We start from the raw sequence: 26922 nt of genomic DNA on the forward strand, positions 1-26922 counted from the left end.
AGGTGATTGCAAAAGCCGCTTCGCCGGGTTTACCGGATTCGGAGATAAACAGGCTGTGCTGATAAAATTCCACTATTTTTGAGCCTTCTAAACGATCGAACACATGAAATTCGGAACCAAAGCAGTGCATGCAGGCGTAGCACCAGATCCTTCAACAGGAGCCATCATGACGCCTATTTTTCAAACTTCAACCTATGTTCAGGAGGCTCCGGCCAAACATAAAGGGTATGCTTACGCGCGGGGGGCAAACCCTACACGCAACACGCTGCAGCAAAGCCTGGCAGCACTGGAGAATGGAAAGTTCGCCATCTGCTTTTCGTCTGGCATGGGCGCCACCGATGCAGTGATCAAGTTGCTGAACCCTGGCGACGAAGTAATCACCAGCAACGATCTCTATGGCGGATCGTACCGGATGTTCAAACGCGTGTTTGAAAAGTACGGCATCAAATTCCATTTCACGGACCTCACCCATGCCGACAACGTCAAGCCGCTCATCAACAACAAAACCAAACTGTTCTGGCTGGAGACACCCACCAATCCGCTCATGAACATTGTCGATATCAAGGCCTTCACCGACATCGCCAAAAAGAACAACATCCTGGTAGCGGTAGATAACACTTTTGCATCGCCTTACCTTCAGAATCCCCTTGACCTGGGGGCAGACATTGTGATGCACTCTGTTACCAAATACCTGGGCGGACACTCTGATGTGATCATGGGAGCGCTTGTGCTGAATGATGAAAAGCTTTACCAGGAGCTGGCCTTCATTCAGAACTCGTGCGGTGCGGTTCCCGGTCCACAGGACTCGTTCCTTGTGCTGCGCGGTATCAAGACCCTTCATCTCCGCATGGAGCGCCACTGCATCAACGGTCGCAAGGTGGCTGAGTACCTGAAGAAACATCCGAAGGTGGGCAAGGTTTACTGGCCGGGATTCTCCGATCATCCCAACCACGAGATCGCCAAAAAACAAATGCGCGATTTCGGTGGAATGCTTTCGTTCACCCTTAAAGACGATAGCGTTGAAAAAGCAAATAAACTGATGGTAAGTGTTGAGCTGTTCTCGCTGGCAGAATCGCTGGGCGGTGTTGAATCGCTCATCAGCCACCCCGCATCAATGACCCACGCCAGCATCCCCAAAGAAGAACGCATCAAGAGTGGTCTCGTAGACTCGCTGATCCGCCTGAGCATAGGCGTGGAAGATCATGAGGACCTGATCGCGGATTTAGAGCAGGCACTCGGGAAGGTTTAAATAGTTGCCGGTTGCCAGTTACCGGTTGCCAGTTTCGTGCGGTGTAAATTTCACCATCCGGTTTCTTCAGTGTGGACTGGAGAAACACTCTCCGTTCATTCCATGACACGCGTTTAAACCGGCAACCGGTAACTGGCAACTGGTAACCAATGCGCTAGTTGGCGCGCGGCCGATCCTGCCTGTCGTGCTTCTGGCGTGAGATGTCACGGCTGGCGCGGTTTTGTTTGCGTTGCAGCCTGGCACGTTCGCGGTCTGTTACCGTACCGTCTGCCTCGGCCCTGTGCTCTGTTCTGCGGATGTTACGTTGTTCAGCCCTGAGTTTTTTGGCTTCAGCACGCGTTACCTCGCCTGACGCCACGCCTTCGCGGATGCGGGCATTTTGATTTTGCTGGCGTGCATCCACCAGAGGCGTTTCCTGCGCATAGGCCACACCCGACCCGATCAGCACCAACAGTACCCCTAATACCATGATCGTTTTCATAATTGTTCAGTTAGTTTTGTTGCCCCTTTGACAACAAAGAGAGGGGAAGGTTTAAAGTTTCAGGTTTAAAGTTGTGCTTCGAACGAAGGGTGACCTCAACTTTAAACTTCTAACTTTAAACTTTAAACTTGTTGCTTCTCCTGCGGAAACCTCACAACGAACTCACTGCCGTTTTTGTGATCGGAGTGAAGCTCGATCTTGCCTTTGAGGCGGTCTACCAGTGTTTTTACGATGGCGAGGCCCAATCCATTGGAGCTTTCGCCTGCGGTGGGTCTGGCGCTGAGCTTTTTGAATTTCTGAAAGAGCTGTTCCTTGTCTTGTGAGGTGAAGCCAGGCCCTTTGTCTTTGATGCGGATCCAGAACTCATGGTCTGTGCGGTCTGCGGAGATATCTATGGTTGAGCTCTTCGGAGAGAATTTGATGGCGTTAGAAAGCAGGTTGTCAAAGATCCTGTCAAGGTAATCCTTATCGATGTGCACCTCTTCATTCTCTACACGTGTGATGTTGAGATGGATCTTCTTGGCTTCAGCTTCGGGCGCAAATGCTTCTGTTCTTTCGAGCAGGAATTTGCTGATATCGAACGATGAATAATTAGGCTCTACGTTCTCCTCCAGCATGTGCACATCCAGCAGGTCGGTGATCAGGCCGAGGCCGGAGCGGGTGGCGGCTTTGACCATGGCCACATATTCAAGGTGTTCTTTGCTGAGCTGCCCGTCTGTCTCGAGCAGGTAAATGATGCCATCGATGCGGTTGAGTGGCGATTTAAGATCGTGCGCCACGATGCTCATCAGTGTATCTTTTTCGTGGTTGAGCTCCGAGAGCTGATGATTGCGTTTAGACAACTTTTCATTCTGGCGGATGATCTCCTCACGCTGCTGCTGGATCTCCACATTCTGCTGCAGAAGTTTTTCATTGATGGCCCTGCGCTTCTTTCCGTTCAGCCATTGCAGCACACCCAGCAGGCTTACGCCCACCACAATCACGGCAAGTGTTATGTTCTGCAGTTTTTGTTGCTGGATAATGGCATCGTTCCGCGCCTGCCGGGCCTTCAGCAACTCGTTTTCCTGTTCCTTGCGGGCGATCTCGATCTCAAACTGCATGCGCTCCACCTGCCGGGTAAGATCCAGGTCCTTGACAGAATCTTTCAAAAGCAGGTAAAGGTTCTGGTGCACCAGGCTTTCGCTCCTGTTGTGTTGCTTGTCCGAGATCTGCCATAGAAAATAGCTGGCATCCATTTTCGCGTTGAGGTCCTTGGTGCGGGTGGCGATGTCGAGCGACATGGAGAAATATTTCTTGGCACCATTGAGATCGTTTCGCTTGAGCAGTACCTGGCCCATGGTGCCATAGGCATTTGGCAGCATGCGGGTGTTGTTCTTGGCCTGGATCACCTTCAGTCCCTCTTTGCACATGGCCTCCGCTTCATTGAGCATGCCCGTGATCATGTATGATTTTGCCAGGAAGGTTTTGATCTCGGCCAGGTTGATCTCGTCGTTGATCACATGCCCAGTGGAATCGGCAAGTTTAAAGAAGCTGACGGATTTTTCAGGCTGGTTCGATTCCAGGTAATTTCGGCCCAGGTACACCATGGCCGACATGATATCGCGCGGATTGCCCAGTGATAGCCTGATCTGATAAGCCTTCAGGAAACTGTCTTCGGCTTTGGCGTAGTCGCGCTGGCTTTGATACAGGTTGCCGATGCTCTGATAGACATAGGCCAGTCCTGATGAATCGTTCAGCGCTGTGAAAAGCAGGCGCGCCTTTACAAAATAGTCATACGATCTTGAGAGCAGCCCCTGCTCGTAGAACAACCTGCCGATGTTGTTATTGGAGTGTGCAATCTGCAGGGAATCCTGTTGCAGAATGGAGAGATCCAGTGCACGGCTGTAGTATTCAAAAGCTTTGATCCGCTCCCCTTTGTAATTATAGGCCAGGCCCATGAAGTTGAGCGATTTTGCCAGCCCTTTGCTGAGGTTGAGGTCTTCGCCCAGGGCGTAGGCGCGGTTGCTGTAAAAGATGGTGCTGTCAGGGTTCGCGAACCGGTGTTCCCAGGCCAGGTCATTGAGCAGGTTGAAGCGCTCCGTTCCCGTTTTGCCCCGCAGCCGGTGCCTGAGGCTGTCGATCAGGTGAAGATTTTGTGCAAAGGAGACAAGTGGCAACAGCCAAAGAGAAACAATGATGCATGTCTGTCTTACGTTGGGCTTACCTCCGAGCATTTAAGACAAAGTTAAACAATCATTCGAACAATGAATGCCGTCATAATGAATTTGTTAGCTGTGCAGGTGGTCAGTCCACTTCCTCAAAATTGATCGCGGCCATTAGGTCTCGTCAATAACCCTCAGGACGATGAAGTGATCACAATCTGAGGCCAATATCGGATGCCGAACACTACACGGCTGTGGTCTGTGGACTGTCGACCGTGGACTAACTACATAACAATATCCGCCACATTTCAAAATACCCATAACTAAGGATTGACGGTTCGGGCCACGGCGCGCTATCATTACTCCATCAAAGCGCAACCCTAATCTCTTTGTAGCTATAAATTATCTAACCTCAAATTCTTACTTCATGAAAAAACGTGTTCTATTCTTTGGCTTTTTAATGGTGGCCGGCTGTGTGTGTGCCTTGGCGCAGAACAAAACCATGGGCGTTGGCGTGGCTACACCCAATCCCAACGCTGTGCTGCATGTTGAGTCTCCTACAGGAAATCAGGGATTTATTTTACCCAGGCTTACTACCGCACAACGTACGGCGACCGGTTTTGTCAGTGTGCTCGGCCCCGCTGATAATGGTCTCCTGGTTTATGATACTGACCTCAGCACAGTTTTCACGTGGGATGGTTCCGCATGGAGTGGACCGGAACTCACCCTGCCTTATGCGGACACGGTGACCTCAGCATCTGACGGATCGGACCTCTTAAGGCTTGTATATGCAGGCTCCGGAGCAGGGAAAGTTAGCGTGGCACATTTCGAAAATGCGAACCCCAACAGCGGAAATACAGCGCTATGGGCGCAGACCAACAGCAACCAACCTTTGTCAGCAGCCATCTATGGATTGAACACCGGCACCGGCGATGCTGCAGGTGTATTCAGGATCAATAACCCCGCCAGCAATTTTTCCGCGGCGTTTGCTGAGACCAACGGAAACGGGCCGGCATTTTCTGCAAGGCAGAACGGGAACGGCGGGGGAATCTATGTGGTCAAGGATGGTGGCGGATCGCCCAACGTGGCCGCGGTTTTTTCGCGACACATTGGCCCTTCAGGATATGCAGGTATCTTCCAGAATGAGAATGCGGCTAACCCGAGAAGCGCATTGTTCGCAGAATCTGTAGGCTCCGGTGAATCCATCTGGGCACAGAAGTCCCTGCCCGAGAGCACGGGCATTGCCATCTTCGGAGATCACTTGGGCTCATCGGGTCAGGCGGGGCTCTTTACTATTGACAATGGTTCCAATCCTTCTCCCGCCCTCGAAGCGAAGACCAATGGTACCGGCAATGCAGCAAGGTTTGAGATCAATAACGTGAACAGTGGCTCACCGGCGTTGTGGGTGCAGACCAACAGCAATCAACCTTTATCAACACCGATCTATGGCTTGAACACTGGCACGGGTGATCCCGCAGGTGTGTTCAGGGTGAACAATCCAGCCAGCGCCGTGTCAGCGCTTTATGGCGAGCACAATGGCAGCGGCCCGGCGATCTTTGCTAACCAGATCGGAACAGGACGCGCAGGTCAGTTCCAGATCACAAATGCTTCAAGCACTGAGTCTGCATTGAGGGCTGTGACCACATCCGGTACAGGGATAGGACTCAGCGTGGCAAACAACGGCAATGGCAATGCGCTCACGATCTCCAGCGGAAGTGTTAAGGTATCCACGAATGTGGTTACATCTACGTCCATCACTACGCGCGCAGCTGCATATCGTATCACTTCGGGAGGCACTGCATTTAGTTTTGGTTTCGGCCCAACTGACGGCGAAATGTTCATGGTATTCAACGACACCGGGTCTACCATTACCGTAGAGGGGATATCCATCCTCAACGGTGAAGGGAAGATCCTCATCAACTTCGCAGGCACATTCAAGGGCCTCTAAAACCACAGGCATGATAAGATCTTTATTAATACTCATACTTCTGCTCGCAGGATTGAACGGCTACGCGCAGTTCATCACCAACAGTGGCATCCCGATCACCAACGGTGCCCTGGTCACAACGAACGGAAGCTGGACCAGCGATGCGGGAACAGTGATCGTGAACAATGGCGTGATCAGCACCACAGAGAGTTTTGTGAACAATGGTTCGCTTGATCCCGTCAGTACCGGCGGTTTTATTCTCCGGTTCGCTACCGATAAGAATTTTAATGCCGGTGGCTCTCGCATGGGGTTTCTCGTGAAAGACGGCGCCGGTACCGCGCTCGTTAGCCGAACCATTTCTGTGCGCGACAGCCTCGTGCTAAAGAACGGACTGACCAGGCTGCTCAGCGCTACAGACACAGTATTTGCCGGGCCCGGCGCGCGGGTGTCGTCTAACCCATCGTCATATGTGGAAGGCCTCGTAGCCAGGGCTGGCAATGGCGATCTCGTGTTTCCTGTGGGGCGAAATGGAATGTATCTTCCGTTGAAGCTTTACCGCATGCAGGCACAACGCGCTACCGTATCCCTCATCGATGCCCCTGCCGGTTATTCGGCAGGACCGGGACTTGATTCGCTCATTAATTTCCCGTACGCATGGAAAGTGCACGAGAAGGCGAAGACCGATACGGCAGCTTACGTAGAGGTCAGCTATCCCAACACCCTTCCCATCGGCGCCAACCCTATTGTTGTGCGTGAGGTAGCAGGACTGAAATATGCGAGCATGGGTGCAAGGTTCACTTCCAATACCTCAGGCCGCGTTACCGTTCGCAGCTACTCAAAAAGACTCACCGGCATGTTTACCGTGGCCAATGGATTCAAGGTTGACCTCGTCACCGATTCCCTTGCGCTCGTAGCATTGTATCAATCTACAGGTGGTCCTTCGTGGTCCTTGAAGAACAACTGGCTCACTGGCAAGATAGACACCTGGTCTGGTGTAACCGTCAACGGCCAGAGCATCACGGCCCTCAGTCTGCCTGCTAACAAGCTCACAGGCGCCATACCTGACGCGCTGGTGGATATCGATGCACTGCAAACCATTGATCTTTCCGGCAATAGTATTACAGCGATCCCTGATTTCACCCTCAATGATCAGATCAGCGCGCTCAATGTTTCTAACAACAAGTTGAGCTTTGCATCGCTCGAGCCCAATGCATCGGTGCCCGGATTGAATTACAGTACCCAGGCTGCTCTTGGAACGGCTAGTGAGTCGCTGATCGCAGCAGGAGCGCCTGTACAGTTAACGGTGAACGCGGGTGGTAGCAAGAGTCAGTATCAGTGGAAGAGAAATGGCCAGGCCGTCGCCGGTGCAACTGCGCCTGTGTATGCCATCGCGTCCATCAGCAGGACGAATATGGGTGAGTATGTTGCTGAAGTCACCAACCCGTTGCTTCCCGGCCTTACGCTGAAGTCAGCACCGCAGCGTGCACTGGCCTACGCAAATGTCAGTGGCAAGCTGATGGTAGCGCAGAATGAAGCCGCCACGAAGGGATCGCTTACATTGTTCAGGGTCACGCCGGCGGCCTATGATACCATTGGCACGGTGCAGGTACAGGCAGACGGAAGCTACACCTTCCAGAAAGTGGTGCTGGATGATTACCAGCTCCTGGGATTTGCCGATACGCTGGCTTATTCACGCGCATTGCCGACCTATTACAGGAACACCATCTTCTGGGAAGAGGCGGACGTGGTACCGGTTGAAAACAATTTAAACGGTCTTACCATCGTCTCCGCCCTCAAGCCCGCGCCGGCGTCGGGTCGCGGCTCCATCAGTGGATACCTCGAAGAGGATGATGGCAACGCAAGGCTGAGCGAAGCACAACGGGTAAAACGAATAGAAGGTGCTGGTGTTAGCGTACGGAGGGTAGAACGCACCGGCCGTGGTAAGGAAGAGATCCTTGTGCTGGTAGCCTACGTGTTCACCGATGAGAACGGCGAGTTTACATTGCCCAACCTGCCTCCGGCGGAGTATCGCCTCAACATCCAGTATCCCGGATATCCCATGGATGAAAGCTCGTTCATCACCATCCCGCTGGGCACTGCGCTGCAATCGCAGGTGAGCGTTGAAGCCGTGGTGCAAAATGGTAAGATCAATGTGCGCAAGCGTGTGATCACCGGCATCGCCGAGACTCGGCAATACGCACAGGTATATCCGAACCCGGCGGTAGACTTCATCCATCTGAAGTTTGAAGGCGCCACAGACCGCCAGATCTCACTGGTCGATCTGAATGGCAGCGCGGTGGTCACAACAGCATCGCAGGATGCGGAAGCAGTGGTAGATGTGCGACGAGCGCATCCGGGTATCTATCTGCTTCTGGTGAAAGAGAAGGGCGTTGCTGTAAAGACTTTCAAGGTTAGCATTGAATAATATTGAACAAGGGGAAGTGGTGTTTCACTTCCCCGCTTTAAACACGTTTCGTATGAACACAAATCCGATAAGAACACTGGTTGTCAGCATCCTGGTGATGATGGCCGTCATCTGCCTCTCTGTTTCCCTGTGGGGCTGTAAAGACGATCCGAAGCCGCGTCAAACCGAAACACAAAGGGTCACCAAACTGCTCACTGCCAACGGAGGTACGTGGTCGCCATCAGGCGCTGCTGCCATTACAGCCGATGGCATCGATGTAACGCAGGAGCTGTTTGCCGGTTTTTCAATAACTTTTTCGGAGAACACTTTCACTACCACGGGTACAAGCCCGGTGTGGTTGCGTCAGGATACCTGGAGCTTCAAGGATGAAACGGCAACCGTGATCGTACGCGGCCAGGACAGCAAGGAGATTACCATTGTGTCGATATCAGATTCACAGCTGAAACTGACCATGACCTGGGACCAGACCACATACGAGGGCGGCAGGGCAAGATCGCTGGCAGGGAAATACGAGCTTGTGTTACGTAAAGGTTAATTTGCGAATTGCAGATTTTTAATCCCGCTGGCTTTCGGATCAGATTCCCTTCAATCGCATATCAAAATTTGAAATCGCAGATTGTCGTATATTGTGGGCTTAAATTCCCCAATTATGAAAAAGATCACGACTGTTTTTTTACTGGTGCTGTTAGCAACGGGATTATCCTATGGCCAGGACGATCCACAATACAAGGCTGCTTTGAAAAAGATGTTTGAAGTATCAGGAACGGAAGAGACTTATAAGGCTGCGTTGAAACAGGTTATAGGAATGTTTAAACAGCAGAAGCCTAACGTACCGGAAGCAGTCTGGACTGATTTTGAAAAGGAATTCTCGAGCACGTCACTGAGCAGTCTTGTGGATATGTTGTCTCCTGTTTACCAGAAATACATGACCAAAGATGACCTGCAGAAGATGACAGAGTTTTACCTGACGCCGGTGGGAAAAAAGTATGCTGCTAACACGCCGCTGATCATGCAGGAGTCGATGCAGGTAGGCCAGCAGTGGGGCATGAAGATCGGTCAGCAGTTTCAGGAGAAGCTGAAGGAGAAAGGATACTAATGAACCGTACAGCGTTCCGGTCTGCAGATCGGTTGACGTTTTTTACCGGCCCGTGTTGCTACGCGGGCCGGTTTTATTTTGAGCATTGTCAATTCCCACCAATCGAATAGAATAAGCTGTTGGTAGTGTGGCGTTATATATAACGCCACACTATTCGCGACTTATCTCTCTCTCTACGAACACTTTTTTTCAGAAGTTTTTTGAAAAAAATTGGGCATTCATTGTAAAGTTTTTTACTTGCCGGCACATTGGTAGTTAACGAATAATTTTTTCGCGCAATGTTCCGGTGTTTCCCACCGGCCTTTTCTTTGGCATTGCGGGTTTACAATTCAGCGACCGGTAGCTGAAAGTTTGTTCCAGTCATTTTGGAGCAACATGTAAACCGGGAGGTGTTTACGGGTATAGGCTACCATTTAACCTTGATCATTCTGTAAAGAGCGAACGCGTGTCGCAGCTCAAAGTGTGAATCGCTCTATTCAACGTTACTGCACAGCGTATGTGCTTTTTTCCGGATGATCGCATTCTCTCAACATTATGGCAAAAAAAACAGAGAGCCCACTCAATGAAGAAGAAATCAACGGCGACGACGTCAACGAAGCAGTTGATGTTGATGAAGTTGATGATGCAGAAACTTCTCCAGGAGAAGAAGTTGTGATCAAGCTTCCACCCAACTGCAGGGTGAACGAACCCATCATCTACCAGCTTGACATATTGCTTGACTTTGTGCACCCGCGCAGGCTTAAGAAAGACCTGATCGAAGTGCTCCTGCTGTATCTCTCGCACGACTGCGAGAATCTTTCCGGTAGTTTTAAAGAGACGGCAGAAAACTACCTGCTGCTTTTTCAGTGGCTCGATACCGTGGAGAAGGAAATGGATGAAAGAGGTTTCGAGTGATCTTCAATTATCACCTCGGGGAATTGACCGGAAGTGGAGCAACCGGTCAATTCACCTGATGTGAATGCAATGTATGCTTGTTATTTTGTCCAGTAGTCGATCACCGTGACTTTATCGAGATGTGGTTTCAATACTTCGACAAAGGCTTTGTGCTCCGGGTGGATCAGGTAAGCATCCCTGTCCTTGTCGGAGGTAAAGGTTACAAAAAAACAATGTGTCAATCCCTGGTTCAGGTTTTCGGGACTTGTATTGGTGCCCCATTCAAAATCTTTGATAAGCGGAAGCTTGCCAGGCAGTGCGCGGAAAGCATCTTCTACTTTCTTCACATCCTGGGCGCTTGAAGTATCCTTGAATTTGAACAGTACAACATGCCGCAACACTTTGGGGCTGTCGGTTCTGGTTTGTGCATGAGTGGTTGTTACAGACATAAACAGGGTTACGATAACAGCATAAAAAACAACTTTGATCTTTTTCATAAAATATGGAGGTGATATGGACTTTTAAAGTTAGAAGATATTTTGAACAGATCCGCTGGCGTCGGGCCGCCTTTTATGGAATATGTGTGCCCTTGATGGGGTGCAACCACAAACTTTCTTATTTTTAGTCACCGTAAAAATTAAGCGTAACTATGAAAAATACAAGCTCCATTACCGTTAGCACCTTCATGAGCCTTTTGATCATCGTGTTGGCAGGTACAATCTCAACTGTTGTTGCCCAGGTGGGTGTTGGGACCAAACCCGAGAAAGGTGCCGTGATGTATCTCGACGGCACGCGGAAGATGCTGGATGAAAAATGGACTTACTGGGAAGGACCACGGCTGGCAGCAACACTTCCCATCAAATGGATTGTGGTGAAAGACCCCGTTGGCAAAGGGAGCGCCGTTAACAGCAACGACCCTACTGCTGCCGGCGGCAAATATGGTTCTGCTGATATCGTTACCAAAAAAGCATTCCGCGACTTTCGCCTGCATGTTGAATTTCTGATCTCGAAGCCCGGCGGAAATAGCGGCGTGTACCTTCAGAACCGTTATGAGATCCAGGTGCTCGATGGCGACTCCACTAAACACGGTATGGGTGCTATCATCAATGAATCAGAGTCACCTTATCATGCCTATAATGGAGTTGGCAAATGGAACGCTTACGATATTGTTTTTCGTGCCGCGCGGTTCAATAACGGAACGCTCACCGAAAAAGCAATGGTTACGATTTACTTCAATGGCAAGAAAGTACACACCAATCATCCCATCAACCAGGTGTGGGGCGGTCCGAACTCAGGCATCGACGGAGGGAACGACGGTGGCAAAGGAATTACAGATACTCCCGGTGGTTTGAAGTTGCAAGCCGAAGGTCACGATGTGCTCTACCGCAACATCTGGATCAAAGAGCTTGACCTGAAAAATGCTGATACTGACTTCTGAAGAAAAATTGACAATTGACAAATAGTCCAAGGTCGACAGACCACTGTCCACGGTAGTGCGGTGTGACATCGACTAATCGTACCTCGTTACTTTGTTCCTTCAAGGCAGCAGCTATCCGGATACACACATCGGCCGTGGAATGTCGACGGTGGACCGTGGGCTCTTTCTCGGTACATTATTTTTCCATGGTGTTCCCGTACTAAAACTGAAAAGATAAAAATGAAACGGAACATGGAAACAGTGCGCAGATCAGTGATCCTGCTAATGAGTATTGCTGCTTTAATGCTGGTGAGCTGCGAGAGAGCGCCCAAAGGAGACGAAGCGAAGATCGCAGAAAAGGAAGAAGCAGTGGTGCCTACCGGCCAGGCTTTCGTTGTTGATACAGCCCGATCGTATGTAAAATTTACAGGTCATGGCGTGGGCAAAAACCACCCCGGAACATTTAAGCTCAACTACGGCGCTGTGGCCGTTGACAAAGACTCACTTTCAGGCGGCACTTTTGTGATCAACATCAAGTCGATGCAGATGGAGCAGAAGGGTGCGGATATCACCACCAAGCTGAAGCCCCACCTGTTGAGTGGTGATTTCTTCGATGCTGAAAAATTTGGTACAGCCGCCTTCGAGATCACCAACGTTGTTCCGTATAAACCGAAAGACGCTGAAAGGTCATTGGTGGAAGGAGCCAACTTCTATATCAGCGGGAATCTGACGCTGAAGGGAGTGACCAAAAATGTAAGCTTCCCTGCTCATGTAGACCTGGATGGACATTCGCTCAAAGCAAAATCGAACTTTGATATCGATAGAAGGCAATGGCAGATGAACTACGGAAATGATAAAACATTGGGAGATAAATTCATTTCTGAGACGGTGAACATCGAGCTCTACCTCGAAGCAAGAAGAGAAGAGGGAAATACCTGACCGGGTTTATTTCCCCGGCCCTTTCCCTCTTTTTCTCCTTCCGTCTACTTTCGTGTCTTCCTTGATCTGCACATGATTGCATAACAGGTCCAGCAAGTCACCGGGTTCTTCGTCAATAGCCAATGCGATTGAAACGATTTCGATCGCCAGGATTCGGTCAGTGGATTGTGTGGCGAGGGCAGTCAGCTTTTGCTTAGAGATGCCCGTTCTTCTTGATATGCTTGCCTGGTTGACAGATTTGTTCGCAAACAAAATTCCGAGTTTGGTCAGTTTAGGTTTGGCCATTTGAATTGAATGATTAAGTGGTTTAGCAGGTTTGTTTTGCAGCGTGAAGCCATGACATGAAGATCATCCTTCCGCTCTATGATCAGTGGAGGCAGCTGGGGGACGTTTCTTTTTTTTGCTCATCGATTTCTTGTCTCCATTCACAGGGTCTTCCTTCAGCGTCAGGCCGACATATATATATTTCAGAAGTCGCGGCGGAGGTGTTTTGATAGCCAGTGCTATCCGGTAGAGCTCATTGCCCTGGAGTTTAGCAGTCATGCTATTCGAAAGCCTCGTAAGCCTCGGTTCCGAGATCCCGGTCTGACGAGACAAGCTTGCCCTGTTGATCTTATTCTTCGCCAGGTATTCACCCAGTTTGGTCATAATATTTTGGCCCTCCGATCCATTTTTTGTGCAAATAAATTCCAATATTCTGATCATTTAAAATGTTTTTGTAAACATTAAGTTATAAAAAAAGGAATTTTGATCATAAAATATGGATTAATGTACTTGTATTTAGATATTAATTGGGTATAATTGTTCTTAAAATCGGAATTTATATATGATAGACAACCCGATGATTATACTACATCACCCCCGGGGTACCAGCCAGGACATTGGCGTTATGAAGGGGGGAAGTAATGTGCTGTTAACCTGTTTGATCTGGTAAGAAGGAGTCCCATAGGCTGTGCGCGGCACATTTCAGCCTTAGTCTGGAACTGGAGTGTGCTGGCGCATAAGCCGGTAGGGTGGCAGGATTTTTCTCAATGTTAAACACGAAAGTATTTTCAATAAACTTATGCGCCGAGTAATGCCCCATCTCTTTAGAAATGTTTCAAACCGGTTCAGCTTGCTCTTCAGCAGGCGCACCGAAAGCTCCGGGACAAGTCACGGTGCTGGTATTACAGTAGACAATGACATCAGTGAAGCCATCGTCTGCGCGTTCTCGCATGGCAGCGAGCCGGCGTTCCGGCAGATCTATGATCGTTATGCGCCGGCTATCTATAGGGTTGTGCAGCGTTATTTTCAGTCGTCGGCCCTGGCAGAAGAATTGGTGGAAGAGTTGTTCTCAACACTATGGCGTGAACGTGGCTTGTACAGCGATGTCGTGCAGCTCAGGAGCTGGCTCTTCATCTCCGCCAGGAATCTCGCCATACATTACCTCGAGAAGATGACCGTTGAAATGTTATCCGCCAGCACTGCACAACAGAATGTCAGCAATGAAACAACTTCGGTTCTGAAAACAGCTGTCCCGCCGGTTAATATGTTGCAACATCCATTGAAAAGTGCGTAACAACCCCAGGTATAGGGGTTTTCATTTAGCCTGTACGTTGGCGCCACATAGCAATATTTTTCGGCTGCAGTTATGCCAGACGGATAAAATTTCACGGTTTGAAAATCGATAAAGACGATCCCGGAGGTGTATTCAGTTTTTTTTCTTATATTATATTACCTGAAACCTGTTTTATGCGATAATTTTTCTTAGTTTGAACTAGGTGTTTCAAGCCTCCAGGAGACTGTACTAAAAAATGTGAAATCTGTTGACCCTGGTCATGACACACTTTGTCTTCGTAAACCCTATAGTTTTTGTTCCAGGTTGGGAAAACAACGGATCTTCTGAAATTTACAGCGTATGATGCCGACCCATTTCAATAAGCTGCTTCAGCGTTACCTCGACAAAACAGCGTCTGGTGACGAGCGGAATGAATTTTTCAAACTGGTAAGGTCTGGCGAGCATGATCACGATCTGGATAAAAACTTCATTGACCTGCTGCACACCGAGATTCGCAACCCCGTGGCTAAGGAAGAGAAAGCTGTGCTGGAACGCGTCTTCCATAAAATGACAGGCAACGAGCCCCCTGCCGAAGTGTATGAGATCCGTCAACCCGCGGCCATACGGGCGCATTGGTGGATGGCCGCAGCGGCTGTAGTGCTGATGACTGTAGTGGCGTGGGTATGGATGATCCGGCAGCGTGTGAGCGCAGACAGGATGATCGTTGCCGGCCCCGAATATGTTAGCTTCCCCGATGGCAGCAACGTGGTGTTGAACGAAGGCAGTACCCTCTACTATAGCAAAGCATCTTATGGAAGAGACTTCCGGGAGGTCACGCTCGAAGGAGAAGCGTACTTCGATATCCAGCACGACGCTTCCGCTCCCTTTCTCGTGCATACGGATAACGTTACCACTACTGTATTGGGAACAGCATTCAATATCAACGCTTTTCCGAACGCCAAGCAGATAGTGGTCACTGTCACACGCGGCAAAGTGGAGGTTAGCGACGACCAGGAGACCTTCGATCAGATCATTCCCGATCAATGCATCACGGTAAACGCGCTCACCGGCGAGTTTGTGAAGACAGACGTAGATGCCCGGATGGCGCTCGCCTGGATGAACAAATACCTTATTCTCGATCGGGTAACTATGGAAGAGGCCGCGCGGCTCATCGAAGCAAAGTACCATGTGAAAGTTACCGTTGTAAACGACGCCCTGAAGAAATGTACCATCTCTGCCAAGTTCCTGAAGAGTGAGCAGCTCAGGCAGGTGCTGGATGTGGTAAGCGTTCCGCTCGGTGCATCGTATACCATGAAAGACGGCAATGTATCCATCAACGGTGATGGATCGAATTGTAAATAGCAAAGACCTGCGTTGAGCCCGCCGCGTAAAGCCGGGTTCCTGGTTTTCAACAGACGCCAAAAATGAATAACCCCATAAGTAGACCTTAATAAACTGTTAGTTGACGAGGGAAGAAGATCAGAGCCTTCTCCCGATAAGACCTAAAGAATAGTGATGCGAGTAAATTTCTACTGCGGCTTCTTTTTGATCGTCGGCATGATGCTTTCAATGATTCTTGAAGGCAATGCCCAAAACACCACCAAGGGCGGCATACATACTATTGAGGTTACTGTAGAGCTGAATGACGAGTCGCTGGAGAGCTGCTTTAAAAGTATTGAAAGACAAACCGGTCTGTTGTTTGCATTCCTTCCGGGCCAGGTCGATCCCTACACTTCTATTACCCTGCCGAAAGCAACGCGCACGGTAAGCGCCACACTTGACCTTGTGCTGAAGCATACTTCGCTCACCTACCGTCAGATGAACAACAGCATTGTCATCTTTGAGAAGCCCACGCCATCGCGATCAGAGACCACAGACGCAAAGGAGGAGATGGCAGTACCGGCGCTGCATGTTGTCACCGGAAAAGTAACAGGCCCTGATGGCGAGCCCGTCCCTGAGGCAAACGTGCAGATCAAAGGAGCTCATGCCGTGACCACGGACCTCGATGGCCGATATACGGCTGAAGTATTAGATCACGATGTACTGGTCTTTTCATTTGTAGGTTATAAAACTGTAGAGACGAATGTGAACAGTCGCAAAGTCATCGATCTTGCCATGGAATATGAGGTCCCGTTGCTGCAGGAAGTGGAGGTCAATGCGGGTTACTGGAAAGTAAAGGGGCGTGAGCAAACTGGTAATATTTCAAAGGTGACAGCGAAAGAGATCGAGAATCAACCGGTATCTAATCCGTTGGTTGCTTTGGAGGGAAGGGTGCCCGGGGTGTATATCCATCAGTATTCAGGTGTTCCAGGTGGCGGTGTTTCTATTCAGATCAGGGGTACAAACAGTTTGAGGGAGTATGCCAATGATCCCTTATATATTATCGATGGGGTACCTTTTCCATCAACGCAAGTTTCTTCATCTTTCATAAGTGGTGCGATTATTCCTAATGCCAATCCGCTTAATAACATCAATATCGCAGATATCGAAAGCATCGAGATCCTGAAAGACGCCGATGCCACAGCCATTTATGGTTCACGTGGTGCCAATGGCGTGGTGCTGGTCACCACAAAGGCCGGTAGAAAAGCGAGCGGGAGCATGCAGGTGAATGTTGATTTTCGCCAGGGCGTTGGCAGAATTACCCGTACTATGGATCTGCTTAACACACAACAGTGGCTCGAGATGAGGAAGGAAGCGTTCAGGAATGATGGCGTAACGATGACAGCTAACAATGCCCCTGATTTGCTGCGGTGGGACACCACACGGTATACCGATTGGCAAAAGGTGCTTCTTGGTGGCACGGCAAGGGTCTCAGATGTCAAGGCTTCAGTCTCAGGTGGAGATGAATTTACGCGGTATCTCTTCAGCACTAACTATTACAGGGAGTCAACAGTCTTTCCTGGTGATTTCAGCTTCCGAAAAGGCTCGGCTCATTTTAATTTTAATCATGCCACCCGCAACGATGGCTTCAGGTTTTCTTTGCTGGCCAGCTACACAGGCACTGGTAACAACCTTCCAAAGACTGATCCCATTGGCGCTGCCATTCAGCTCGCACCAGTGGCTCCGCGCGTTTATGACGATCAAGGGGAGCTTAACTGGGAAAATGGAACATGGGCCAATCCTTTTGGTGCGCTGAGGCAAACCTATACCAGTAACATTGGTACGGTTGTGGTAAATTCGATAATCAGCTATAGAGTACTCCCGGGGCTTTATATGAACAATAACCTGGGCTACACCAATGTGCAGGTGGATGAGCTACAAAAGAACCCGATCAGTTCTTTAAATCCGACAGCACCTGATCGGACAGGCTCGAGCATGTTTGGCGACAACAAAGTGAACACCTGGATAGCAGAGCCTCAATTGGAATATCGGGACACCATAGGTGCACATGGCGTACTAAAAATGCTCGTTGGCACAACATTTCAGCAAACCATAAGCAAGGGGCAAACGCTGTGGGCAAAAGGTTACAGGAACGATGATCTGTTGGAGGACCCATTGTCAGCTCCTGAGATTGAGGTCGCGGAAAATGCCTATGCACAGTATCGTTACAATGCCATTTTTGGCCGCATCAATTTCAACTGGAAGGAAAAGTATATTATAAATCTCACCGGCCGGAGGGATGGCTCCAGCAGGTTTGGTCCTGGAAAACAATTTGCCAACTTTGGAGCAATAGGCACAGCGTGGATTTTTTCATCGGAGCCTTTTATAGAGCATGTTTTCCCATTTCTTAGCTATGGAAAATTGAGAGCCAGCCACGGCATCACGGGCAGTGATCAGATAGGGGATTACCAGTACCTCGACTCTTACTCTTCAACTTCCAATACATACAACGGGTTAAAAGGCACCGTACCCATACGATTGTATAATCCAGATTATTCCTGGGAAAGTAACAAAAAAACAGAAGCCGCCATCGAACTGGGCTTTGCCGGAAACAGAATACTATTAAGCACAAGCTATTACCATAACCTTTCGTCTAACCAGTTGGTAGGGCATTCCCTACCGGTGATCACCGGACAGGCGTCTATTAACAGTAACCTTGGCGCTGTTGTGCAGAATACAGGTGTGGAGGTTATGTTGAACACCGTCAATGTTTTTAACAGCAACTTTACGTGGAAGACCTACATCAATGCCACTGCTCCTCAAAACAAGCTGATCAATTATCCTAACCTTAAAGGATCCGATTATGATCAAAGATACGTCGTCGGCCAGCCGTTATCTATTCGACAAAAATACCATTATACCGGGGTTAATCCTGAGACCGGTATTTATACATTCGAGGACGTAGACGGAGATGGCAACATGTCGGCGCCTAACGATTACCAATCCCTCAAAAAGGTCACGCAGCAGTTTTACGGAGGTATACAGAATAATATCCGGTACAAGAACTGGCAATTGGATGTTTTTTTTCAGTTTGTGAAACAGACTGGCATTAATTACTTGTCGATGTTCCTGAACACGCCTGGTTCGAGGCTTACCAATCAACCTGTTCAAGTGTTGGACCGCTGGCAGCAACCGGGTGATATTACCGGCATTCAGCAGTTCACTCAACGAGGTGGTGGTCCACTTGGAGTCGCTGCAACTGCTTATAACAATGCACGAGAGTACAGTGACTATGCCATCAGCGATGCTTCCTTTGTCAGGCTGAAGAATGTTTCACTGTCGTGGCAGCTCAGATCAAGCTGGCTCAAGAGCATGCGCCTGCAGCAAGGTAGCGTTTATGTGCAGGGGCAGAATTTGTTAACTTTTACAAAGTATGCGGGTTATGATCCTGAGATTCCAGTGGGTTCCAGATCATTGCCACCTTTACGCATTGTGATGGCGGGAATACAGCTAACTTTTTAATCGACTCGCATGAAACTGATACTATTCAATAACGCGCGGGGGAAACACCAAGGCAAAGGTGGAAGCATAACCGTGATATTACTGTTTATGTTAACATGCTGTGTTGCCTGCGCGGAATTTCTGAACATAGATGAACCTAAAAACCAGGTTGTTGGCGGAGCAGCTTACAAAGACGATGCCTCGGCCACATCAGCCATTATCGGCATCTACACAAAAATAATGGAAGCCCCGGCATTCGCCAGTGGAAGCATCACATTGCATGCGGGATTTTCAGCAGATGAAATCAATCAATCTAATGTAAACGGCTTCCAGACCAACAGCTTGTTGCCTACAGACCCGGAACTCAAAAGCAGCTTGTGGGAGCCTGGTTATAAATATATCTATTATGCTAATTCATTGCTGGAAGGCATTTCAACGTCATCCAATGTTAGCCTTGGCGTTAGAAGAAAGCTTGAAGGCGAAGCCAAGTTTATCCGTGCTTTTTCTTTCTTTTACCTTACCAATCTGTTTGGTGATGTGCCGTTGGTCACAACAACAGACTACAAAATAAATGAAATGTTCCACCGTACGCCACAAGCAGAAGTATATGAGCAAATAGTCAGCGACTTGCTAGATGCTGAAGGCCTTTTGCCGGCTGACTATTCCATTTATGGCAATGAAAGAATAAGGCCCAACAAAAGTGCTGCCACTGCATTGCTGGCAAGGGTTTATCTGTTTAGGAATAGGTGGTCGGAAGCAGAAGCCGCAGCCACTTCGGTGATCAATAATACCGAATTGTACAGTCTTCAAGATAGCGTGTATGAAGTTTTTCTTGCTAAGGTAAAGCAACAACCGAACCGTGAGGCGCTCTGGCAGCTGGCGCCGGTAAGCATCAGCTATACCTTTGAAAAGCAGCTCTTTAATTTTGATAGCCAGAATCTTACATCATCCAATTTGTTGTGCGGTAGTGCTGTTAATGCCTTCGAGGCTGGGGACAAGCGCAAAAAATACTGGATCGGTAGTGCAGTTGTTGATAAACGGTCATACTTTTTCCCGTCTAAGTATAAGGCAGGTGATAATGCATCTGAGGCGGCAAAGGAATATTCCATGGTATTGCGTCTCGCTGAGCAATACCTGATCCGTGCCGAAGCCCGGGCACAGCAAAATAAGCTCGCCGAAGCCATCGCAGATGTAGATACGATCCGCCATCGTGCGGGGTTGCCGCTTATTCAGAATACCAATCCCGGCATAGGCAAAGAAGAGTTGATACTTGCCATCATGCAAGAGAGAAGAGTAGAGTTTATGGCTGAGTGGGGCCACCGCTGGCTTGACCTGAAACGAACCCTACGAGCAGATGCTGTATTGTCTTCTGTAAAAGCAGACTGGCAGCCTACGGATGTTCTCTATCCAATCCCACAATCAGAGATCGATAACAATCCGAACCTTCAACCGCAGAACGAAGGGTATTGAGTCGAAGCACTGATTAGCGCTGCAAAATCCGGATCAGATCATCGTTAAGATAAAATACTTCTGTCCCTTCCTTTTTTGGTGTAAGAATTTTGGCCTGCACCAGCTCATCCATGTATTTGGTCAATGTTGTTCGTGATGTTTTTTTCACCGCATCACCGATTGTTTTTAAACGGCTATAGGGCTGATGGAACAGCGCTTCATTCACTTCCTTCGTATACCATTTTATATGCTTCTTGCCATGCTCGAGCGTGGCCTTCATCTGCGCGACTATTTCGTTGATCAGTTCGTTAGACAACTTGGCGGTGACTTCCACAGCATCGAGCATATAGAGTATCCAGGGCTTCCACGCACCTCGCTGTGTTACGCCTGCAAGATTGTAATAGTAGTCTGTTTTGTTAACAATGATATACTTCGATAAGTATAAAACGGGTTGTGAAAGCAGTCCTTTTTGTACCAGGTAAAGCAAATTCAGGATACGACCCGTCCGTCCATTGCCATCCTGGAACGGGTGTATGGCTTCAAACTGATAGTGGGCAATACACATTTTTAAGATAGGGTCAGCCGGATACCTGTTGTCATCATTAAGATAATCCAATAGATTGCTCATCAGATTTTCCACCATTCCTTCGCCTCTGGGAGGGGTGTAAATGATCTCTCCTGTTCTGAATTCGCTTTGGCCTTGACGAATTACAACCTGTGCCTGCGGTGGACGAAGGCCAGCGGTTGTTTCTTTGATCTGCTGAAAGATCTGAACGACAAGATTCATGGAAATTGAATCATCGTTTTGCAACTGACGGTACGCTTCCCACAGTGCTTCTCTGTATTTTAAAACTTCTTTCGTGGCGGGGTTCGCTCTCTCCTCACGGGCGGTGTCTGATATGGCTTTATAAAGTTCATCTTCTGTTGTAAAAATATTCTCGATGGCCGTTGAAGTTTTTGCCTCCTGAAGGGCGATCGTATTAACCAGCATCGAAGGGTTTGGAAGCCGTTGTACATTAGCCCCGAAAGTTGCCAGAACCCGCGACGTTGTGATTAACTTTTTGAGTATTTCCGGGTCACTCTCAATTTCTGCTGGCGGAGGCAGCGGTGGAAGCTCATTGTAAGGTAGCGTTCTGTCGTATTTAGCCATTCAAATGTCCATTTGTTTCGATAATCTGGACACCGGCATAAAGATATTGCTTAAAACTGGACATAAAACGCCTAAATGTTCATTTTTTTTAAAAAAATGGACATGTACTAAAAATTTGCCCATTTTATCTAAAAAACTGGACAAACCGGCATTTGGCGTTCAATTTTAATTAAAAATACCGCCCAGCCATTCCCAGGGGCCACTAGGATATGCTTCAGGGTTGGTGATCTTTCGTTCCCGGATCCCGGTTTAAGGGCTGAAAATACTTCTGTTCCAGGCGGTGGATCACAGCATAGTGATCATATAGCGCAACGAGTTTGTCACCGGCAACTTTGAATTCCCTTAACTTCTCTTCATTAAAATCGAAGAGGTAAAAGCTAAACCGGTAAGTCCCGTCCTGTAAGTTGTAGACGTCGATCACTGAAGCCGTGTTGAAGGCTTCATCGGTTTCATTTTTTGCCTGCAGGGCTGAGTTCACAAAAAGATAGTTACCTGATGTTGCACTTTTTCTGTTCACCATGAGTGGAGGCGCTGCCAATGTAATAGAATTATCTGACCGGATGGTGGCTACCTTGATCTGTGCGTGGCTTACTGTGTCGATCGTCTTTCCGTGGTAGAGCAGGTTGAGGCTGGTATCCATGCAAATGAACTGGTTGCGGTAGTAGTAAAGGTAAATCAGCATGTTCAGCTCCTGGTTAAAATGCATCATGCCATCGGTGCAGAAGAGCCCGTCTACCTGTTTTACGAGTAATGTTGTGTCCATCTTTAGGTGAGGGTATGTACTGGTCTCCTTGCTTAAAAAAAATCCTTTTGTGGGATTCGCAGAACGAATTATTAACGATGTTGGGCTGACAGGAACAGCCTCGCTGAAGTAAGCACTGTCATACATATACCGACTTGCGCGCCATTGTCCTACGTGACCTTTCAGCAGGGCTGGCCGTATGCCATCGGTGATATAAAAGAAAGGAGAATCTACTGCTACCCTGATGCTTTTGAATTTTTGAACGTCAGCATCTTCGAGAGAAAGACGCACGCGCTGTGTATCGACTGATACTGGGTTCAACTCCAGCAACTGAAGGGGCGCTGCAAAATTGCTGAGATAAAAATGATGGGGAGTTGCGCCGGCAATATAATAGGAGCTGTATTTGATATCGAGCGCCTTGTGAAATGCCACGGGATGTGGCGGAAAGAGTCGCGTGAACGTGTTGTGCTGGTGATTCAGTTTACCAGCTACCAGATAAAGAACAAAAATAACAAGCAGACTGAAGAAGAAGACAGTGGAAATTAAGACGAAAGTCTTTTTCATTTTGAATGTGTGTGGCGAAAGCCCACGATCCTGATCTTATAGCAGAAATTATGATTCATTTCATCTGCAGATCGCAGACCGTGGGCTATGAGCTAAAAAATTTTACCACTTCCTATACGGCGTGAGGCAAGTACCGCCAATCCGGACGCTATATATTTCCAGAACGCCATCGTATCCTGGAAAATAGGCGGTGCAAATCTGCGAACCGGAGCTGTTGGTACATCCGCTCGGAACCGAAATTCCTCCTTCGCTAATGCACAAACCTTCATAGGTGTAGCCGAAAACACCAGTCTCTGCAGAACTGGACGCGGTCGATGCAACGGCTCCGGCAACAGCTAGCGCGAAAGCCGTCATGGTCATGACGATTCGGATTTTTTTCATAACAACGGGATGCCTTTTCGCTTCAAAAGGCAACGAAAACTTTAAGTTTAGAAAATAGACTTCGATCAACTCGGAGGGAAAGAGTATTTGGCTTACATGGGTTAAGTTAGGTATTATCTGTTTTTTTTCCCTGCGCCGCTGCAGTAAAAAATTATACTGAATACTCCCTTTTCTTACATCGTTTTAGTAGAAATTACGGTAGCGGTATTTGCCGTTTTTTGCAGGTTTTTTGGGCTAATCCATACAATGATACAGCCTTTCAATCGATTCCCGACACCCGAATTTACCGGTAACAAAACGTATTTTTCGATAAAAGCACCATCCCAGGGGTTGCCGCGCAAAGTTTGTTTTGCCCCGGGTAAATAAAATGTTTAACTGTTTTATTAAATTTATAGTAGGTTGTCATGAAAAACTGGCAGACCGCGGGAATGTCAGGATAAAATTAGGAGCCCAACTTATTTCGCCATGCAAGCCCCCTACGATGAAAAGAAAGCCCTTGCGCTACTGGCGCTAGGTAGCGAAACCGCTTTTCGGCAGATCTATGACCAGTACGCACCTGCGATTTACAGGGTGGCTACACGGTATTTCCAGTCTGCCGAGCTGGCCGAAGACCTTGTACAGGAGATCTTTTCCAGTCTCTGGCTAAAACGGGAGGAGTTTTGCAGGGTGCAGGAGTTCAGGTTTTACCTGTTCACCATGGCTAAGAACCTGGCCATCACATACCTTAAAAAAATGGCCCGGCAATCGCTCGTAAACCAGGAATTTTCAGACCGTCAGGGTATAGACAGTACTAACTTCGACCGCTACGAAGAGTTGCTCCAGCAGGCTGTAGCACAGCTTCCGCCGCAGCAGAAGCAGATCTTCAACATGGCCAAGGTAAATGGCATGAGCCACGAGCATATTGCCCGGCAACTGAACCTTTCGCCCAGCACCGTCAATAACCACATGGTTGCAGCCCTCAAGTTCATTCGCCAGCATGTACCCCGTTATATCATTCAGCTTGCGTTTATTCAGCGCCTTTTTGACCAATAGGCAGTAGGCAAAGGGCAATAGGTTTGCCTACCGCCTGCTGAGAAAGGTAGTTCGCAGAAAAAAAATAATATTCTCACGGTAAGGCTAGTTATTATCGCGGTCCCGGTACTCTTTATTGAGAATCTCCCCGAATTTGCGATGTAGGCACCGTTGGTATCAGTAGACCTTCAAACCAGGTTTGTATGACAAACGACTTCAAAGTACTATTGCAGCGTTTCCTCGACCAGACCATTACGCCGGAAGAAGATGCCGAGTTCCGCAAGTTGCTGAACTCAGGCCTCTATGACGAGTACTGGGGAAACGAGCTGTTCGGGTCGCTTGTCTCAGAACCGCAAATTATACTGGGTAAGGACGAGGAAGCACTGGAACGCGTCTATCGCAACGCCCTCAAAGCACGCGCCGAAGCCACCCTGAGCCCTGAAGTGGAGCTTGTTGTGGTAGATCGGAAACGTGTATTGAAACGGTGGTTGGCCGTGGCAGCCATGATCAGCATTGTGCTGGTACCCGTAGTATGGCTCTCGATCGGCAGCACAGAGACATCTGAAAAGCTCACAGAGATCAAAGGACCGGCACGCTTCCAGCTTCCCGACAAAAGCAGTGTGCTGCTCGACAATAACACCATACTCACTTACAATGAAGCTACATTCGGCAAAGGCATTCGTGAAGTTGCCCTTACCGGTCAGGCCTTCTTCAAAGTGACTCACGATGCCACCGCGCCTTTTGTTGTGCGCTCGGAGGAGATGACTACCACGGTACTCGGTACATCGTTCAATGTCAACTCACGGCCTCAGAAAGATAAACGCGTCACGGTAAGCGAAGGTAAGGTTGAAGTGAAAGATGCAGACGACCGCCGTGCCTACATTACGCCCGGGCAGCAGATCATGCTGAGCGCCGGCCATGATCCGCTGAAACACGAAGTGAATATCGACACGGTGCTGGCATGGAAAGGAAAATTTATCCTTTTTGATAAGATCTCCCTCGGGGAGGTCGCGCAGCGCCTTGAAGAAAGATTCAATGTAGCCGTGAAATTTTCCGATGAAGCGCTGAAGTCGATCATTATTGAAGCCTCCTTTGTGAAGGATGAGGATATGGAGATCTCGAACGTGCTCACGGTTGTATGCACTACTGCAAACATCGATTTTATGCTGAATGAGCAAACAGTCATGTTCAGCGCAAAAGCACACGCGTCTTTGTGATGATGCTTTGATCTTTTGACCTGCCATTTTAATTTAGATCTTCATTTTTCTTCATTTAATTTTTTTACGCCATCCACTAGTTATCCCTACTTTATTGGTCGTCTTATAAATAAATAAGCTGCGAATATTTACTCAGGGTCAACTTTAGCGTAGCTTATAATTGTTTTTGGCTTTTGTATTTGTGCTATGGACGGCTTTGATAAGTTACTTCAGCTCTACCTGGACGGCATTGCTTCCCGTGAAGAACGCATTCAGCTCTTCAGGCTGATCCTGTCAGGAGAATACGACTACGGGATCGACGGCCGCCTTATTTCAATGATGGAGGATGAGATGCGGAGAATGGCACCGGATGACGAAAAGGTCATCCTGGAAAAATTATACCAGAAGCTGAACATTACGGAAGTAGCGCTTGCGCCTGTTCAGGGCCGCGTCAAAAAACGTTATTGGATCCCCGCCGCTACGGTTGTGCTGCTGATAACCGTGATCGTTACCGCCTGGGTGGTGCGCAGCCTGGTCAGCCAGGAAAACAACACGGCACCCGGTAGTGAAAAATTCCTTGCCTTTTCAGGGAAACAATTTATCCGCCTGCCCGACGGAAGCACCGTGCTGCTCAACGACAGCAGCCAGCTCAGCTACCGCGAGTCGGAAGCAGAAGGATTCCGCGAAGTAACACTCACCGGTGAAGCCTTCTTCGACGTGAAGCCCAGCACCACCAAAGCTTTTGTGGTGCGCTCTGGCAATGTTAAAACAACCGTGCTCGGTACATCCTTCAATATCAGCGCCAGGCCACACCAGAAACAAGTGGTGGTTACCTGTACCCGCGGCAAAGTGCAGGTGAGCAATGAGCAGCACAAATTCGATGTGATCAAGCCCAATGAGCAGCTGGCCGTGAACACCGTCACCCACAGCTTTGTGAAAACCACCGTCAGCGCAGACACCGGCCTGGAGTGGAAAAACAGTTTTCTCATCATAGATCGCGTACCCCTGGAAGAAGCCGCCATCCTGATCGGTAACAAGTATAATGTAACAGTAGTGATTGCCGATGCACAGATGAAGCCGTGTGTTGTGAGCTCAACGTTCATGAACAATGAAAACCTGGAAGACGTGCTGCGCATCATCAGCACCCTGGTGCAGGGCGATTTCAACATCAGCGGAAGCACCGCGACGTTGACGGGAAAAGGCTGCCGGTAAAAAGATAACGAGCCGTGGCAATACGGCAGAAAAGATATCCGTTGATCGAAGGGTTGCCAGATACGGGCAACAGCGCTGAGATGACGGGGCTTACCCAAACAAAGTGACTTAAGTGTCACACCCAACAGCAACCAGGAGGGCTTCCCCTCCTGGTTACCATTAAAGGTTAGTTGATCGAATTTGCGCTACGCCGTCCACGTAGCGGCTCCGTTGTTGATAATACTAATTTCGTTTTCGTTTCGGATTTACACTTATGCGAGACGGAGTATTTACTTATGCTGGACGGAGTTTTTTTAGGACGAGCGCTTTTT

At 48.7% G+C, this 26922-nt stretch carries 22 protein-coding genes; 15 read left to right on the forward strand and 7 right to left on the reverse strand.

What is annotated here, in order from left to right:
- Positions 1–103: 103 nt before the first annotated feature.
- Complete coding sequence (locus KK083_RS13520; RefSeq protein WP_254163779.1) at positions 104–1249, forward strand: cystathionine gamma-synthase; 1146 nt, start codon at positions 104–106, stop codon at positions 1247–1249.
- A gap of 154 nt (positions 1250–1403) precedes the next feature.
- Here KK083_RS13520 and KK083_RS13525 read toward each other — a convergent pair whose 3' ends face one another.
- Positions 1404–1730, reverse strand: coding sequence for a hypothetical protein (locus tag KK083_RS13525; RefSeq protein WP_254163780.1), 327 nt, complete (start codon positions 1728–1730; stop codon positions 1404–1406).
- A gap of 122 nt (positions 1731–1852) precedes the next feature.
- Positions 1853–3943: an ATP-binding protein gene (locus KK083_RS13530; protein WP_254163781.1), complete on the reverse strand. Its 2091-nt coding sequence runs from the start codon at positions 3941–3943 to the stop codon at positions 1853–1855.
- Positions 3944–4298: 355 nt separating this feature from the next.
- Between KK083_RS13530 and KK083_RS13535 the strand changes: the two genes are divergently transcribed.
- From KK083_RS13535 to KK083_RS13555, 5 genes are all read left to right on the forward strand, one after another.
- The gene (locus KK083_RS13535) at positions 4299–5819 is read left to right on the forward strand and encodes a phage tail-like protein (protein ID WP_254163782.1); all 1521 of its coding nucleotides are present in this window, start codon (positions 4299–4301) and stop codon (positions 5817–5819) included.
- Between the two features lie 10 nt (positions 5820–5829).
- On the forward strand, positions 5830–8223 hold the full coding sequence (locus tag KK083_RS13540) for a T9SS type A sorting domain-containing protein (RefSeq protein ID WP_254163783.1): 2394 nt from the start codon (positions 5830–5832) through the stop codon (positions 8221–8223).
- 52 nt (positions 8224–8275) lie between these two features.
- Complete coding sequence (locus tag KK083_RS13545) at positions 8276–8758, forward strand: lipocalin-like domain-containing protein (RefSeq protein ID WP_254163784.1); 483 nt, start codon at positions 8276–8278, stop codon at positions 8756–8758.
- Positions 8759–8872: 114 nt separating this feature from the next.
- Positions 8873–9319: a DUF2059 domain-containing protein gene (locus KK083_RS13550; RefSeq protein WP_254163785.1), complete on the forward strand. Its 447-nt coding sequence runs from the start codon at positions 8873–8875 to the stop codon at positions 9317–9319.
- A 534-nt stretch (positions 9320–9853) separates the two neighbouring features.
- Complete coding sequence (locus KK083_RS13555) at positions 9854–10213, forward strand: hypothetical protein (RefSeq protein WP_254163786.1); 360 nt, start codon at positions 9854–9856, stop codon at positions 10211–10213.
- Between the two features lie 80 nt (positions 10214–10293).
- On the opposite strand, the gene KK083_RS13560 is transcribed toward KK083_RS13555, so the two are convergent.
- Positions 10294–10641 carry a Dabb family protein gene (locus KK083_RS13560; RefSeq protein WP_438834723.1) on the reverse strand — a complete coding sequence of 116 codons (348 nt, stop codon included), beginning with the start codon at positions 10639–10641 and terminating at the stop codon, positions 10294–10296.
- Between the two features lie 236 nt (positions 10642–10877).
- On the opposite strand from KK083_RS13560, the gene KK083_RS13565 reads away from it, so the two are divergent.
- Positions 10878–11630, forward strand: coding sequence for a 3-keto-disaccharide hydrolase (locus KK083_RS13565; RefSeq protein WP_254163941.1), 753 nt, complete (start codon positions 10878–10880; stop codon positions 11628–11630).
- 219 nt (positions 11631–11849) lie between these two features.
- The gene (locus KK083_RS13570; RefSeq protein WP_254163788.1) at positions 11850–12548 is read left to right on the forward strand and encodes a YceI family protein; all 699 of its coding nucleotides are present in this window, start codon (positions 11850–11852) and stop codon (positions 12546–12548) included.
- A 6-nt stretch (positions 12549–12554) separates the two neighbouring features.
- Here KK083_RS13570 and KK083_RS13575 read toward each other — a convergent pair whose 3' ends face one another.
- Both KK083_RS13575 and KK083_RS13580 read right to left on the reverse strand, forming a co-directional pair.
- A complete protein-coding gene (locus KK083_RS13575) occupies positions 12555–12833 on the reverse strand; it encodes a helix-turn-helix domain-containing protein (RefSeq protein ID WP_254163789.1) in 279 nt (92 codons plus the stop codon).
- A 63-nt stretch (positions 12834–12896) separates the two neighbouring features.
- Positions 12897–13253 carry a helix-turn-helix domain-containing protein gene (locus tag KK083_RS13580; RefSeq protein ID WP_254163790.1) on the reverse strand — a complete coding sequence of 119 codons (357 nt, stop codon included), beginning with the start codon at positions 13251–13253 and terminating at the stop codon, positions 12897–12899.
- A gap of 370 nt (positions 13254–13623) precedes the next feature.
- On the opposite strand from KK083_RS13580, the gene KK083_RS13585 reads away from it, so the two are divergent.
- From KK083_RS13585 to KK083_RS13600, 4 genes are all read left to right on the forward strand, one after another.
- Entirely contained in the window at positions 13624–14106 is a 483-nt protein-coding gene (locus KK083_RS13585) for an RNA polymerase sigma factor (protein ID WP_254163791.1), read from the forward strand.
- Between the two features lie 339 nt (positions 14107–14445).
- Positions 14446–15447 (forward strand): FecR family protein, encoded by a 1002-nt coding sequence (locus tag KK083_RS13590; protein WP_254163792.1) that lies wholly within the window; start codon positions 14446–14448, stop codon positions 15445–15447.
- A gap of 195 nt (positions 15448–15642) precedes the next feature.
- Positions 15643–18927 (forward strand): SusC/RagA family TonB-linked outer membrane protein, encoded by a 3285-nt coding sequence (locus KK083_RS13595; RefSeq protein WP_254163793.1) that lies wholly within the window; start codon positions 15643–15645, stop codon positions 18925–18927.
- Positions 18928–18936: 9 nt separating this feature from the next.
- Complete coding sequence (locus KK083_RS13600; RefSeq protein WP_254163794.1) at positions 18937–20376, forward strand: RagB/SusD family nutrient uptake outer membrane protein; 1440 nt, start codon at positions 18937–18939, stop codon at positions 20374–20376.
- Positions 20377–20389: 13 nt separating this feature from the next.
- Here the strand turns inward: KK083_RS13600 and KK083_RS13605 are convergent, their stop codons facing one another.
- Both KK083_RS13605 and KK083_RS13610 read right to left on the reverse strand, forming a co-directional pair.
- A complete protein-coding gene (locus tag KK083_RS13605; RefSeq protein WP_254163795.1) occupies positions 20390–21505 on the reverse strand; it encodes a Fic family protein in 1116 nt (371 codons plus the stop codon).
- Positions 21506–21719: 214 nt separating this feature from the next.
- Positions 21720–22811: a hypothetical protein gene (locus KK083_RS13610; RefSeq protein WP_254163796.1), complete on the reverse strand. Its 1092-nt coding sequence runs from the start codon at positions 22809–22811 to the stop codon at positions 21720–21722.
- 846 nt (positions 22812–23657) lie between these two features.
- Here KK083_RS13610 and KK083_RS13615 point away from each other — a divergent pair.
- The 3 genes from KK083_RS13615 (at position 23658) to KK083_RS13625 (ending at position 26611) form a co-directional block, all read left to right on the forward strand.
- Entirely contained in the window at positions 23658–24224 is a 567-nt protein-coding gene (locus KK083_RS13615; RefSeq protein WP_254163797.1) for an RNA polymerase sigma-70 factor, read from the forward strand.
- Between the two features lie 182 nt (positions 24225–24406).
- Positions 24407–25420 carry a FecR family protein gene (locus KK083_RS13620; protein WP_254163798.1) on the forward strand — a complete coding sequence of 338 codons (1014 nt, stop codon included), beginning with the start codon at positions 24407–24409 and terminating at the stop codon, positions 25418–25420.
- Between the two features lie 186 nt (positions 25421–25606).
- Positions 25607–26611, forward strand: coding sequence for a FecR family protein (locus KK083_RS13625; protein WP_254163799.1), 1005 nt, complete (start codon positions 25607–25609; stop codon positions 26609–26611).
- Positions 26612–26922 lie beyond the last annotated feature (311 nt).

It is taken from the genome of Chryseosolibacter histidinae (assembly GCF_018598225.1).
GTDB classification, from domain to species: domain Bacteria; phylum Bacteroidota; class Bacteroidia; order Cytophagales; family Cyclobacteriaceae; genus Chryseosolibacter; species Chryseosolibacter histidini.